This is a genomic window from Microbacterium sp. 18062, from assembly GCF_902706225.1.
Taxonomy (GTDB): domain Bacteria; phylum Actinomycetota; class Actinomycetes; order Actinomycetales; family Microbacteriaceae; genus Microbacterium.
Map to the genome: position 1 here is coordinate 1 of NZ_CACSKB010000231.1, position 501 is coordinate 501.

General features: G+C 52.1%; 1 protein-coding gene. It reads right to left on the reverse strand.

Annotated elements, in window-relative coordinates; all coding sequences use genetic code 11:
* On the reverse strand, positions 1-485 hold a 485-nt coding region (locus GVL03_RS19520), incomplete at its 3' end, for a hypothetical protein (RefSeq protein ID WP_200847294.1).
* Positions 486-501: the final 16 nt, after the last annotated feature.

Here is a 501-nt window from a genome sequence, read left to right on the forward strand (position 1 = left end):
ACATCGACGACCAAGGACGCGGCTCCCTGGTACACCATGTTCTGCCCGGGCGATTGATACTTTTCCCTCACCTCGTAGATGTAGTGGAGCAAGGGCCGCGCGGATTCCGGATCTTTCTTGACTGAAAGCGCTATGGTGCGCGACTCAGATCGTGGGGCATCCATCTCAATAGAAAGCGTGAAAAAATTCTGTTTGATCGACACGGTACCCAGTGCACGACCAGTTTTTCCATCCTTTACCCAGTCAATGGATGCAGCCCAGGTTCCGTTGAGATCGGGATAGAGCCATTGATTGAGACGGGGCACTTTTTCCCATATCCAGCGCCAACCAACGTAGACGAAGAACAGTAGTCCGAGATCGATCACTACCGCACCGCTAAACACGCGAAGGAAGCTGACCTCAATACCTAGCCGTTCCATTCCAAGCGCCACAAGAAAAGCCAGCAGCGCATACAGTCCAGCTAGCATCGAAATCACTTTTGTCATCGGAAGAAGGCTAAAC